The following is a 12,529-nucleotide window of genomic DNA, read 5'->3' as shown; positions in this document are numbered from 1 at the left end:
CGTGCCTCTGCTCAACGCTGGGTCACGTACTTGTACTGCGTGAACTCGGCCAGGCCTTCCATCCCTCCTTCCTTGCCCAGGCCGCTCTGCTTCACGCCGCCGAAAGGCGTTTCCGGCAAAGAATGCAGGCAATGATTCACGCATACCGTGCCGCTTTCGATGGCATCCGTCGCATCGGTAATCGTGTCCGCATTGTGCGTGAAAACGTAGGCAGCCAGGCCGAACGGCAAGCGATTCGCCTCGGCGATGGCCTCGTCGAACGTGGAGAAGGCGCCCAGGATGGCCAGCGGCCCGAAAGGCTCGACATTGGCGGCGCGCCAGCTTTCGTCGTAGCTGCGCATGACGGTAGGCTGGAAGAAATAGCCTCTGTCACCGATGCGCTTCCCGCCCGCCAGGACCTCTCCGCCCCGGTCGCAACCATCTTCGACCATGGACTGTATGGCTTCAAGCCGGCGCGCATTGGCCAGCGGCCCCATCTGCACGCCGTCCTCCAGGCCGGGGCCGACGCGCCATTGGCGGGCCTGCTCGGCCATGGTCTTGGCGAATGCCTCGGCGATGGACTCATGGACCAGCATGCGCGTGGGCGACGTGCAGATCTGGCCGGCATTGCGCAGCTTGGCCTGGATCAGCGTTTTTGCGGCCGCGACGGGATCCGCATCCCCGAACACCAGGACCGGCGCATGCCCGCCCAGTTCCAGCACGCTGCGCTTGAGGCCGGCTGCGGCCAGCTGGGCCACCTTCGTGCCGATTACGGTCGAACCGGTGAAGGTCACGGCGCGAATCAACGGTGATTGGATCATCCTGTCCGACACCCGGCCCGGGTCGCCGAACACCATATTGAGCACGCCGGCAGGCAGGCCGCTGTCCTGCAGGACGCGGGCCAGGAACAGCGCCGTGGCGGGGGTTTCCTCCGCGGGCTTGATGACCACCGTGCAGCCTGCCGCCAAGGCGCCGGCAATCTTGCGGGAAGGCGTGATCGCCGGCGCATTCCATCCCGAGAAGGCCGCCACGGGCCCGACGGGCTCTGGAACGACCATCTGGCGGGTGCGTGGCTCGCGGGCGGGAATGATGCGTCCATAGATGCGCCGGCACTCCTCCGCCGACCATTCGAACTGCTCGGCGGCCTTGCTCACCTCGACGCGCGATTCCGCCAAGGGCTTGCCCAATTCCCGCGTGACGATCCAGCTGAGGACATCCGACCGCTCGCGCAGCAGCCGCGCCGCATTGCGCAGAATCTCCGAACGCTCCAGCGGCGAGGTGCGGCGCCAGGCGGGAAAGGCGGCGTGAGCCGCTTGCAGGGCGGCATCGACGTCGGCATCCGTGGCGTGCGGCAGCAGGCCCAGGGGCTGGCCGGTGGCCGGGTCCAGCACCTCGCTCGCTTCGCGTCCCGAACCGTCCAGCCATTGCCCGCCGATATGCAGCGTCAGCCGCGGATATTCCATGGCGTCCATAGACATTCCTTTCATCTCCAATGATGGAGCCCCATCCGTAAAGACGCGGGGCCCCCGTGTGTTATTGCGTGATATTGGCGCGCTTGATCACGTCGGACCACAGCGCAGACTGGCTCTTCATGTAGTTCGCCAGGTCTTCCGGACTGCCGCCCATGGGATACAGGCCCACACCGCGCAGGCTGGCCAGCACATCCTTGTCCTTGAGCGCGTCGTTCATGGCCTTGTTGAGTTTCTCGCGGATATCGGCGGGCACGCCCTTCGGAGTGAGGAAAGCGTTCCAGGGCTCTGCCACGAAACCGGACACGCCCTGGGACATGACGGTGGGCACGCCGGGCAACTCGTCCAGCGGCTTGCTCGTCGCCACGCCCAGCAGGCGCAGGCGCTTGCCCTGCAGCTGAGGCAACGCGCTGACGATGCTGAAGAACGACATATCGACGCGGCCGGCGGTCAGGTCCTGGATCGAGGGCGCATCGCCCCGATAAGGCACGTGGGTGATGTCCACGCCCGTAATCAGCTTGAACCATTCGGTGGCGATGTGGTTCAGCGATCCGATCCCCTGCGAGGCATAGGTCAGCTTGCCCGGATTGGCCTTGGCATAGGCCAGCATATCCGGCACGCTCTTGAACGGGGAATCCGTGGGCACGGCCAGCACGGACGGCAGGTTCACGACCAGGCCGATGGGATCGAGCTGGGTCAAGGGATCGTAGCCCAGGTCCTTGATCAGGTACGGCAGGACCGACATGCTGCCCGAATTGCCCATCAGGATGGTGTAGCCGTCCGGCTCGACGCCGACGACGCCGCGCACCGCGATGGCGCCGCTGGCCCCGGTGCGGTTCTCGACCACGAACGGCTGCCCAAGGTGTTCGCCCATGTACTTGGCCAGTATGCGGGCAGCGACATCGGTGGGGCCGCCCGCGGGAAAGCCGATGACGACCTTGACGGGACGGTTGGGATAATCGGCGGCCTGGGCCGCGCCGGTCAGCCCCAGCGCAATGGCTGCGGCCGCGACGATACGACGAATGAACATTTCTAATGTCTCCGGATTGCTTTGTTATTGGGAAATGGAAACTGCGGGCTGCTAGCGCGTGGCGATCCGATTGATCAGCACCGGGTAGTAGGCCTGGCCGTCGCCGTTGGCGACCGCGCCCTGCAACAGATCGCGCGTGCGCGCCAGGATCGCGGCATCCACGCCGGTGGCATCCGCCAAGGTGGATGCCAGCTGCACGTCCTTCAGCGCATACGCGGCGGAAAAACGGCCTTGCGGGAACTGGCGCGGAGCCAGGGCGCGAATGCCGGCGACGTTCAGCGCCTGGCTCGCTGCGGAGCCGATAGCCAGCACATCCAGCAGCTGCTTGCCGTCCATGCCCGCCCGCTCGCAGATGAGCAGCGCCTCGGACAGGACAGCCACATTCATCATCAGCACCATGTTGTTGGCGATCTTGACGATCTGCCCACAACCCGTGCCGCCGCACAGCACCACGTCGCTGCCCATGCAATCCAACAGCGGCTTGAGCGCGTCAAAATCCTCTTGCCCGCCGCCCACCATGATCAGCAAGGTTCCATCGCGCGCGGCCTCGGGCATGCGGGCCACCGGCGCATCCACGAAACGCACGCCCTGCTCCGCCAGCTTCACGGCCAATGCGCGCGTGCGCGCCACGTCGCTGGTGCCCGTATCCACGATCATCGAAGGCTTGCGGTCCCCGGACAACAGGCCTTCCGCCCCCAGGCAGACGTCCTCCACGTGCTGGATGCTGGGCAGCGACAGGAACACCACGTCGACGTGCGCGGCCACGTCGCGGATGGAATCGCGCGCCAGCGCGCCATCGTCCCGCAGGCGCTGCAAGGCTGCGGGCTGCAGGTCATAGGCATGAACGGGCCGGGAAGATTTTCTGCTTAAGTTGCGGCACATGTGCTCGCCCATTACGCCCAACCCGATGAAGCCAACCTGATTAAACACAACGCTCATACTGTCCGGCCCTTGCGGGCGCTCCCCCTTTCACAGTTTGTTCAATGGACACTTTTTGATTGATTTGTTTGCTGCATGATAGCTACGGGGGAACGATGTAACTAGCAAAACAAGTCCATTATGTGATCTATCATTGTGACGGATCAGATTCATCGAGCGAGCGAATATGCGCGACCAGTCCTCCGACATCAGTCGATTTGTTCATATTCAGGCTACAGCGCTTGATATCGGGCGAATCAGGGCTGGCTCGTCTGCCGGGCAAGCCAGTTCCATCGCGAATCATTAGTCCACGATATGATCTTCTTCACAAGGACGGCATGGCGCTCATCGCCGGCATGGATAAGCCTTTCCCAAGGCTTCCGCCACGATCTTTGCAGCGCTTTCCTCCTGCCTGGCTTGAGGAAGATCGGCCAAGTAATCCATCACCCGCTCCGAGAACCTCTCCATGCGCACATCCTGCCCCGGGCACCACTGTTGCCCCTTCACGCTGTCGGCCGTGCCCAGCACGTAGGCGGTCGCCATGAACGTCGAAAGCGAGGAACGCTGCACTGGATCCTGAATCCAGGTCGCCAACCCGCCCTCCATGAATCCCGCCAGCAGCTCTTTCGCGGTGATGGGCCGGTAGACCTCGGGTTGCTGCGCCTGAGCGGCCATCGCCGAAAGCGCCAGCACAAGTCCGGCCAGATTGCGGTACGGGATGCGGTGTCGAAATCTCATCTATCGGCTTCCTCGATCACGTCGAAACAGACAAGATGGTATCAGTGCGGGATTTCGCCCTTCATAAGCACTCCGGTGCCATGCGCCTTGATCGTGCCGGGATGCAAAAAATAAAAAAGGCGCCGAAGCGCCTTTGTTACTTGCCGCAGGACAAGCGCGGGATCACTCCCACTCAATCGTCGCCGGCGGCTTGCTCGACACGTCGTACACAACCCGGTTGATCCCACGCACCTCATTGATAATGCGCGAAGACACCCGCGCCAGCAGCGGATGCGGCAGCGGCGCCCAGTCGGCGGTCATGAAGTCGAAGGTCTGCACGGCGCGCAGGGCCACGACGTATTCGTAGGTGCGGCCGTCGCCCATCACGCCCACCGACTTCACGGGCAGGAACACGGCGAAGGCTTGCGAGGTCAGCTCGTACCAGGTCAGGCCGCTGGCCTCGTCCTTGGTGTTGCGCAGCTCTTCGATGAAGATCGCGTCGGCACGGCGCAGCAGTTCGGCGTATTCGTGCTTGACCTCGCCCAGGATGCGCACGCCCAGGCCGGGGCCGGGGAACGGGTGGCGGTAGACCATCTGCGGCGGCAGGCCCAGGGCCACGCCGAGTTCCCGGACTTCGTCCTTGAACAGTTCGCGCAGCGGCTCCAGCAGTTGCAGGTTCAGCGTGTCGGGCAGGCCGCCCACGTTGTGGTGCGACTTGATGGAGGTGGCCTTGCCGGTCTTGGCGCCGGCCGATTCGATGACGTCGGGGTAGATGGTGCCCTGGGCCAGCCACTTGGCGCTCTTCTGCTTGCCCGCCTGCTCCTGGAACACTTCGACGAATTCGCGGCCGATGATCTTGCGCTTGGCTTCGGGATCGGCCACGCCGGCGAGCTTGCCCATGAACTGGGCGGTCGCGTCGATGTGGATGATCTTCACGCCCATGTTTTCGGCGAAGGTCTGCATGACCTGCTTGCCTTCGTCCAGGCGCAGCAGGCCGTGGTCGACGAACACGCAGGTGAGCTGGTCGCCGATGGCCTTGTGGATCAGGGCCGCGGCGACGGAGGAGTCCACGCCGCCCGACAGGCCCAGGATGACTTCGTCGTCGCCGACCTGCTCGCGGATGCGGGCGACGGCCTCGGCCACGTAGTCGGGCATGTTCCAGTCGCCTTCGCAGCCGCAGATCTCGTTCACGAAGCGGGCCAGCATGGCCTTGCCCTGGACGGTGTGCGTGACTTCGGGGTGGAACTGCACGGCGTAGAACTTGCGGTCTTCGTCGGCCATGCCGGCGATCGGGCAGGACGGCGTGGACGCCATGAGCTTGAAACCCGGGGGCAGCTCGGTGACCTTGTCGCCGTGGCTCATCCAGACCTTGAGCATGCCGTGGCCTTCATCCGTGGTGAAGTCGGTCAGGCCGTCGAGCAGCTTGGTGTGGCCGTGCGCGCGGACTTCGGCGTAGCCGAATTCGCGGTGGTCGGAAAAGCTGACCACGCCGCCCAGCTGCTGCGCCATGGACTGCATGCCATAGCAGATGCCCAGCACGGGCACGCCCAGCTCGAACACGGCGTGCGGGACGCGCATGGAGCCTTCTTCGTAGGCCGAGGCGTGGCTGCCCGACAGGATGATGCCCTTCAGGCCTTGCGCCATCTGTTCGCGCACGAAGGCGTCGTCGACGTCGCCCGGATGCACTTCGGAATACACGCCGGCTTCGCGGACGCGGCGGGCGATCAGTTGGGTGACTTGCGAACCGTAGTCGAGAATGAGGATGCGCTGGTGCATGGAGACTCTACCGGTAATGAATGAAACCGCAGTAAATAAAACCGCACCGGCAGAACCGCTGGTTCATTTGCGGTTCTGCCGGTGCGTGATGCATGACATTGTAGTTGACTGTACGGATCAGTCGGCGCGGTAGTTGGGCGCTTCCTTGGTGATCTGTACGTCGTGCACGTGAGACTCGCGAACGCCCGCGGAGGTGATCTCCACGAATTCGGCCTTGGTGCGCATGTCGTCGATGGTGGCGGCGCCGCAGTAGCCCATGGAGGCGCGGATGCCGCCGACCAGTTGGTAAATGATGGCCAGCACGCTGCCCTTGTAGGGAACGCGGCCTTCGATGCCTTCCGGCACCAGCTTGTCGGCGTTGTTGGAGGGATCCTGGAAGTAGCGGTCGGCCGAGCCGTCCGTCATGGCGCCCAGGCTGCCCATGCCGCGGTACGACTTGTAAGAACGGCCCTGGAACAGCACCACTTCGCCCGGCGCTTCTTCCGTGCCGGCGAACATGCCGCCCATCATGCAGGCGAACGCGCCGGCGGCCAGGGCCTTGGCGATATCGCCCGAGTAGCGGATGCCGCCGTCGGCGATCAGCGGCACGCCCGTGCCTTCCAGCGCCTTGGCGACTTCGGAGATCGCGTGGATCTGCGGCACGCCCACGCCCGCCACGATACGCGTCGTGCAGATGGAGCCGGGGCCGATGCCGACCTTGACGCCGTCGGCGCCGTGCTCGACCAGCGCGCGCGCGGCGGCGGCGGTGGCGATGTTGCCGCCGATGACTTCAACCTTGGGGTAGTTCTGCTTGACCCAGCGCACGCCTTCCAGCACGCCCTTGGAGTGGCCGTGCGCGGTGTCGACGATCAGCACGTCGACGCCGGCGGCAACCAGCTTTTCCACGCGTTCTTCGGTGCCGGCGCCCACGCCCACCGCCGCGCCCACGCGCAGCTGGCCTTGGGCGTCCTTGCTGGCCATCGGGTGCTCGGTGTTCTTGACGATGTCCTTGACCGTGGCCAGGCCGCGCAGCTCGAAGCCATCGTTCACGATCAGCACGCGCTCCAGGCGGTGCTTGTGCATCAGGGCCTGGGCTTCTTCCAGCGTGGCGCCTTCCTTCATCGTGACCAGGCGTTCCTGCGGGGTCATGATGTTGCGCAGGGGCTGATCCAGGCTTTCCTCGAAACGCAGGTCGCGGTTGGTGACGATGCCGACCAGCTTGCGCCCTTCCACCACCGGCAGGCCCGAGATGCCATGCTGGCGCTGCAACGCAATGGCGTCGCGCACTTTCATCTGGGGGGTGACGGTGACCGGATCGATCACGATGCCGAATTCGTGGCGCTTGACGCGGGCCACTTCACGGGCCTGGGCTTCAGCGGACAGATTCTTGTGGATGATCCCGATGCCGCCCTCTTGCGCCATGGCGATGGCCAGGCGCGACTCGGTGACGGTGTCCATGGCGGCGGACACGAGCGGGATATTCAGGCTGATATTGCGAGTGAGGCGCGTGGCCAGGGAAGTGTCGCGAGGCAGGACCTCGGAATACGCAGGCACCAGCAACACATCGTCGAAGGTGAGCGCTTTTTGTACGAGACGCATGGGTAACTCCGGGCGCAAAGCAAGATTATACGCCGCCTGTGTGTTTTGCCTAGGTGTTGACCCTAGGTGCACAGGGATATTTCTGCGTTCCCCGGGGGCCGGCGGCCCCGTTTGGATATTTTTACCCGGGTGCATTGACTTATATTTTTACCCGGATCATAATTCGCCGAATAATTTTACCCGGACTAAATCATGCATCAGCCCACTTCTCCCGCCGATCCGCACACCGCGTTTGCCGGCCATCGCATTCTGGCCGCCGGCTCCCTCGCCGAGGTGGCGCTGGCCGTCAAGCAAGCCCTGCCTGCCGGCGGCGACGCCCCTATCCTGGTATTCGACGACCTGTCCGGCAAACAGGTGGACCTGGACCTGAGCGGCGACGATGCCGCCGTCGCCGAACGCCACCGTCCTCTTGCCGCGCCGGCCGCTCCGCAACCCGATACATCCGCAGACGAGGCGCAGCCGCGCGGCCGCGGCCGGCCCAAGCTGGGCGTGGTGGCGCGCGAAGTAACCTTGCTGCCCCGCCATTGGGATTGGCTAGGCGCGCAGCCGGGCGGCGCATCCGTGGCGCTGCGCAAGCTGGTGGAGCAGGCCCGCCGCGACAATGAGGCGCGGGACCATCTGCGCCAGCGCCAGGAAGCTGCGTACCGCTTCATGTCCGGCATGGCGGGCAACCTGCCCGGCTTCGAAGAGGCGACGCGGGCGCTCTATGCGGACGACCCAGAGCGCTTTGCCCGCCAGATCGCGGACTGGCCGCGGGACGTGCGCGGCTACGCCATGGGCCTGGCGTGGCCGTCTCCCGGCGAGGCGGCAGCGGGCTGACGCCGCCGCCAAGTCCGGCTCAGCGCAACATGGGCCACAGCGTGGCCGCCAGCAGCGCGCCCATGCCGATATTGAAGCCCTTCAGGCGCCCCGGCCGCGCCAGGAACCCGCGCAGCGCCACGCCGCAGCCCGCCCACACGGAAACGGCGGGCAGGTTGACCAGCGCGAACACGGCGCACATGCGGCCCAGCGAAGCCCATGGCGCCGCCGCATCCATATACACCGCCACGGCAGCAAGCGCCACGATCCACGCCTTGGGGTTGACCCATTGGAACAGGGCAGATTCCACGAAGCTGAGCGGGCGCGCCGACGCCGCCTGGTCCGGCGCCATCGAGCGCGACAGCGCGATGCGCCATGCCAGATACAGCAGATAGCCCGCGCCCATGATCTTCAGCGCCAACGACAAGGCCGGCCAGGCCTCGAACACCGCGCCCAGCCCCAGCCCTACTCCCAGCAGCAGCGAAGTGAAGCCGGCCGTGATGCCCAGCACCTGGGGCAGCGTCCGGGCGAAGCCGAAGTTGGCGCCAGACGTCATCAGCATGACGTTGCTGGGCCCCGGCGAGATGGATGTCACCAGGGCGAACGTGGCCAGGGCAAGCAGGTTTTCGGTGGACAAGGCATGGCTCCCGATACGCGCCGCGCAGTGCCTGCCGCGGCTGGAAAGACAGCGGCATTGTGAGCCTGGTCGGGCCTGATTAATATTGGCGCTATTGACATCTTTGATAGCGTTCTTGCCATGCAATTGCAGATCCTCGCCCTGGATGGCGTGTTCGACACGGGCCTGTCGGCGATCCTGGACGTGTTTGCGACGGCCAACGAACTGGCGCCCATGCTGCCCACGCGCATCCCTCCCTTCGATACCCGCATCGTGGGCATGCGCCGCAAGGTGCGCACATCGCAAGGATTCAGCGTGCCGGTGGCGGGCAATCCGGATCCGGCCGCGCAGGACTGGATCGTGATTCCCGCCATCGGCTACAAGATGCCCGGCACGCTGCTGCCGGCCCTGGAACGGCCGGACGTGCGCGACAGCGGCCGGATGCTGCGCGAACGCGGGCCTGGCGGCAGCACCGCCGCTGCCTGCATCGGCACCTTCGTGCTGGCGGAGTCGGGCCTGCTGGACGGCCACAAGGCCACCACCACCTGGTGGCTGGCGCCGCTCTTTCGCCAACGCTATCCGCAGGTCGAACTGGAAGACAGCCGCATGCTGGTCCGCTCTTCCTCCCTGCTGACGGCGGGCGCCGCGTTGGGACACATGGACATGGCGCTATGGCTGGTGCGCCAGGCCAGCCCTGAACTGGCGGCGCTGGTGGCGCGCTATCTGATCGTGGACCAGCGGCCCGCGCAATCCGCCTACGCGCTCACCGATCACCTGGCGCACGCCGATCCGCTGGTCCAGGCCTTCGAGCGCTGGGCGCGCGAGCATCTTGCGCAAGGGTTCTCGCTGGACGCCGCCGCGCAGCAACTGGGCGCCAGCAAGCGCACCCTGGCGCGGCGCACACAGCAGGTGCTGGGCAAAAGCCCGTTGTCGTTCTTCCAGGACTTGCGGGTAGAACGCGCGGCCCACCTGCTGAAGACCAGCAGCCTGTCGCTGGAGCGGATCGCGGCGCAGGTGGGCTACGCGGACGGCGTCACCCTGCGGAACCTGCTGCGGCGGCGCCTGGGCCAGGGGGTGCGCGAACTGCGCTGATATGCGCTTTAATCAGGGCTGGCGGGCGCGCTTTTCGCGGCCGCGCATTCCATACGGTGCATCATGGCCATTGCGAAGAACTTCCTGCTCTACGACGGAGACTGCCCCTTCTGCGCTAACTATGTGCGGATGCTGCAACTGCAAAAGGCCGTGGGCCCGGTCGAGCTGCTGAACATGCGCGACCATCCCGACCTGGCGGTGGCCTACAAGGCGCAGGGATACGACCTGAACCAGGGCATGCTGCTGCACCTGGACGGCAAGGATTATTTCGGCGCAGACTGCATCAACCGGCTGGCGCTCATCAGCACCGGCAACGATCTGTTCAACAGCTTCAACGCCGCCATATTCCGCAACCCTTGCCTGTCGACCGCCCTGTACCCGTTCATGCGCACGGGCAGGAGCCTGGCGCTGACCCTGCTGGGCAAGAAGAAGATGCAGGTATAGGGCGCGCGGCCCGCCGGATGCCGCTAGGCGGCGTTCGCGGCGCGTTCCGCGGCTTGGGGAGCGGCGTCGCAGCGGCTCCAGCCGGAAGATGGATCGCGCTTGTCGTGCCGGTAGTCCCATTCCGCGCCGCACTGCGCGCAGGTGAACGCTTCCCGCGTCACGCCGCGCCTGCCCTCCTCCAAAGAACGCACGTCGCCCAGGCTGATCAGGTGCTCATGCCCGGGCGCGTCGCGCTGGTTCGGAACGATGGCTTCGCATTTTTCGCAGGTCTCCATGGCCCATCCCCTTTTTCTATGCTTTAAGGGGATCGTACGAAAGCGCAACCCGCGAAAGTTCAGCAATTCTCACCGCAGTGCGGCTAGATTCCGTAACGTCTTGGAAAAATATCGAACTGCAATAAGTCCCCGAAAGTCGGACCATCTTGCGCTGGGCTCCGGATTACGCCCAAAGTATGAGTACTGGCCCCCGATACATCGCCCCGAACGTTGAACAACAGAGGATGCTTATCGTGATTTCGATCAGAAAGACGGCCGCCGCCTGTGCGCTTGGCGCCTGCATGACCCTCGCCGCCATCGGGCAGGCCGCCTTTGCGCAGGCCGACGCCCCCGCCCCCCTGGCGACCGGCATGGTCGACTCCGGCACGGCCGAGGGCCAGGTGATCGAAGCGGTGCGCAATGGCGACATCCTTTCCATCAAGATGCGGTTCAAGCCCATCGTTTCCGGCAAGAGCGAGATGGTCTATTCGGCGGTCACGCAGAACGACTACGAGAACAGCTTCTACGTCGTCGCGGGCAATAAGAAGTACCTGCTGCTGAAAGACAGCAACGACAAGCCGCTGACCAATCCCAAGCTGCTGATCCGGACCTCGAAAGACTCCCCCATCGCCGGAACCTGGCACGGGAAGTTCCCGGCGCCGCCCAAAGAGATCACCGAAGTCTCGCTAACGATCCCGGGAGTCGAGACCCTGGACGCCATCAAGATCACCGACCGCTAGCCATGGCCGGCCATCCGGGCGCGTCGACTCTGCTGGCCGCGGCGCTGCTGGCCGCCGCCGGCGGCTCTTTTGCGCAAGAGCCTCCCTATAAGGCCGAGATCCTCGATCTGAAGGCCACGATCCTGGACCTGAAGGGCTTTCCTTCCGACACCGGCGCAGGCGTGTCCGACCTGACTGCTCGGGTGGACGGGCTGGCGGCCCGGCACGAAGGGCTGTCGGTGCGGCAGGACAAGAATGCCGTGACGGTATCGATGCTGGGCGACGTGCTGTTCGACTTCGACAAGGCCGCAATCCGGCCCGCCGCCGAGCCCACGCTGCAGGACATCGCCAGCCTGATCAAGTCGGGCTCCGGCGGCAAGGTCGTCATCGAAGGGCACACCGATTCCAAGGGATCGGCGTCCTACAACAAGGATCTGTCGCTGCGTCGCGCCAAGGCGGTGGCGCAGTGGCTGGCAAGCCATGGCGTGGACCCGTCGCGGCTGAGCACCAAGGGACTGGGCGATACCCAGCCGGTCCAGCCCAATAAGCTTGCCAACGGCGCGGACAATCCGGAGGGCCGAGCCCAGAACCGGCGCGTGGAATTCGTGCTGCCCAAGAAGCAGTAGCGAGGCGTCAGCGGGCCGCCGCCGGCTCGTCCGCAGCATGCAGGGCGACGTCCATATCGATCAGCACCGGCGCGTCGCGCGGCAGTTCCCGCACGCCGATGACCGAGCGCGGATGCCGCCCCTTTGCGCCGAACAGCTCGGACAGCAGTTCCGATCCGGTGTCCGCAATGGCGGAAAGCCGGGCGCTCTTGCGCTCGCCCACCTGGAAGTAATAATTGACCCGCAGTATCTGGGCCACGGCGTCCAGGCCGCCCTGCGCGCTGTGCGCCACCCACGACAAGGCGTGCAGCACGCACAGGCGCACGGCCTCGCGCGCCTGCTCCTCAGACACTTGTTCTCCGACCGCGCCCTGAATGAGCAGGCGGTCGGGCGCCACCTTGGGGATCTGGCCGGCCACATGCACCGTGTTGCCATGCCGCAGCGCCGGCAAGTAGGCATAGTGCGTCGGCGTGGGCGCCGGCAGCGCCAGCCCCAGCGCCTTCAATCGCGATTCCGTTTCGCCCATTTCCGCCG

General features: G+C 65.4%; 14 protein-coding genes. 5 read left to right on the top strand and 9 right to left on the bottom strand.

Annotated features, from left to right (window positions below):
- Positions 1-11 precede the first annotated feature (11 nt).
- The 6 genes from JL37_RS25720 to guaB form a co-directional block, all read right to left on the bottom strand.
- A complete protein-coding gene (locus JL37_RS25720; RefSeq protein ID WP_081955208.1) occupies positions 12-1,457 on the bottom strand; it encodes an NAD-dependent succinate-semialdehyde dehydrogenase in 1,446 nt (481 codons plus the stop codon).
- 55 nt (positions 1,458-1,512) lie between these two features.
- Positions 1,513-2,478, bottom strand: a complete 966-nt coding sequence (locus JL37_RS25715) for a tripartite tricarboxylate transporter substrate binding protein (protein WP_043547827.1) — start codon at positions 2,476-2,478, stop codon at positions 1,513-1,515.
- A gap of 51 nt (positions 2,479-2,529) precedes the next feature.
- Positions 2,530-3,417 (bottom strand): NAD(P)-dependent oxidoreductase, encoded by an 888-nt coding sequence (locus tag JL37_RS25710; RefSeq protein ID WP_043547826.1) that lies wholly within the window; start codon positions 3,415-3,417, stop codon positions 2,530-2,532.
- Positions 3,418-3,741: 324 nt separating this feature from the next.
- Complete coding sequence (locus tag JL37_RS25705; RefSeq protein ID WP_043547825.1) at positions 3,742-4,134, bottom strand: Rap1a/Tai family immunity protein; 393 nt, start codon at positions 4,132-4,134, stop codon at positions 3,742-3,744.
- A gap of 162 nt (positions 4,135-4,296) precedes the next feature.
- Entirely contained in the window at positions 4,297-5,889 is a 1,593-nt protein-coding gene (guaA, locus tag JL37_RS25700) for a glutamine-hydrolyzing GMP synthase (protein ID WP_043547824.1), read from the bottom strand.
- Between the two features lie 117 nt (positions 5,890-6,006).
- Positions 6,007-7,467, bottom strand: coding sequence for an IMP dehydrogenase (guaB, locus tag JL37_RS25695; RefSeq protein ID WP_043547823.1), 1,461 nt, complete (start codon positions 7,465-7,467; stop codon positions 6,007-6,009).
- Positions 7,468-7,659: 192 nt separating this feature from the next.
- Between guaB and JL37_RS25690 the strand changes: the two genes are divergently transcribed.
- On the top strand, positions 7,660-8,286 hold the full coding sequence (locus JL37_RS25690) for a DUF2239 family protein (protein WP_043547822.1): 627 nt from the start codon (positions 7,660-7,662) through the stop codon (positions 8,284-8,286).
- A 19-nt stretch (positions 8,287-8,305) separates the two neighbouring features.
- Here JL37_RS25690 and JL37_RS25685 read toward each other — a convergent pair whose 3' ends face one another.
- Positions 8,306-8,902, bottom strand: coding sequence for a LysE family translocator (locus JL37_RS25685; protein ID WP_043547821.1), 597 nt, complete (start codon positions 8,900-8,902; stop codon positions 8,306-8,308).
- 120 nt (positions 8,903-9,022) lie between these two features.
- On the opposite strand from JL37_RS25685, the gene JL37_RS25680 reads away from it, so the two are divergent.
- Together JL37_RS25680 and JL37_RS25675 are read left to right on the top strand one after the other, a co-directional pair.
- Positions 9,023-9,973, top strand: a complete 951-nt coding sequence (locus JL37_RS25680) for a GlxA family transcriptional regulator (protein WP_043547820.1) — start codon at positions 9,023-9,025, stop codon at positions 9,971-9,973.
- Positions 9,974-10,036: 63 nt separating this feature from the next.
- A complete protein-coding gene (locus tag JL37_RS25675; protein WP_043547819.1) occupies positions 10,037-10,417 on the top strand; it encodes a DCC1-like thiol-disulfide oxidoreductase family protein in 381 nt (126 codons plus the stop codon).
- 23 nt (positions 10,418-10,440) lie between these two features.
- On the opposite strand, the gene JL37_RS25670 is transcribed toward JL37_RS25675, so the two are convergent.
- Complete coding sequence (locus JL37_RS25670; RefSeq protein ID WP_043547818.1) at positions 10,441-10,692, bottom strand: hypothetical protein; 252 nt, start codon at positions 10,690-10,692, stop codon at positions 10,441-10,443.
- Between the two features lie 233 nt (positions 10,693-10,925).
- Between JL37_RS25670 and JL37_RS25665 the strand changes: the two genes are divergently transcribed.
- Positions 10,926-11,411, top strand: a complete 486-nt coding sequence (locus JL37_RS25665) for a hypothetical protein (RefSeq protein WP_231570431.1) — start codon at positions 10,926-10,928, stop codon at positions 11,409-11,411.
- Between the two features lie 2 nt (positions 11,412-11,413).
- Positions 11,414-12,016, top strand: a complete 603-nt coding sequence (locus tag JL37_RS25660; RefSeq protein WP_043547817.1) for an OmpA family protein — start codon at positions 11,414-11,416, stop codon at positions 12,014-12,016.
- Between the two features lie 7 nt (positions 12,017-12,023).
- On the opposite strand, the gene JL37_RS25655 is transcribed toward JL37_RS25660, so the two are convergent.
- Positions 12,024-12,521, bottom strand: a complete 498-nt coding sequence (locus JL37_RS25655; RefSeq protein ID WP_043547816.1) for a RidA family protein — start codon at positions 12,519-12,521, stop codon at positions 12,024-12,026.
- Positions 12,522-12,529: the final 8 nt, after the last annotated feature.

The organism is Achromobacter sp. RTa (genome assembly GCF_000757485.1).
Lineage (GTDB): Bacteria > Pseudomonadota > Gammaproteobacteria > Burkholderiales > Burkholderiaceae_B > Achromobacter.
This window is presented reverse-complemented; position numbering and strand designations above follow the sequence as displayed.